We start from the raw sequence: 427 nt of genomic DNA on the forward strand, positions 1-427 counted from the left end.
GCATAAAAATTTACCTGTGAGCTCATAATCTTAAAAATTTATTTGTTATAGGGAACGAATTCCACTTTTACGTTTTTTACTTCCTGTTCTATGTCTTTTATGGCATCTCTTTCCCTGATTACAGGGGTGCCGTTCTTGTTTTATTCTTTTCTTATATATACGCAGTAATTATCCTTATACGTATTGATATATTTATGTATATTAAAATCTTTGTCGTAAAAAAAGATTTCTTTATAAGTTGTGTCAATAGTACTTTGTTTTACAGTTACATACTCTTCTCCTTGTTTCTTAATAATATAACGGCAGTCGGCGTAGGAATAAGTTCGTACAACCGGAAAAATTTCTCTTGCGGATTTATAAATAAAAGAAGTGTCATTTAAAAAGAATGTTGGAATGGAATCTATTTTGAGAAACTCCCCGAAATCAT

Annotated in this window: 1 protein-coding gene; it reads right to left on the reverse strand. The window is 30.2% G+C overall.

Features of this window, described 5'->3' with window-relative positions:
- Positions 1-140 precede the first annotated feature (140 nt).
- The coding region (locus tag OCV73_RS14485) for a hypothetical protein (protein WP_262512983.1) at positions 141-427 on the reverse strand (287 nt) is incomplete at its 5' end.

Source organism: Barnesiella propionica, from assembly GCF_025567045.1.
GTDB classification, from domain to species: Bacteria; Bacteroidota; Bacteroidia; order Bacteroidales; family Barnesiellaceae; genus Barnesiella_B; species Barnesiella_B propionica.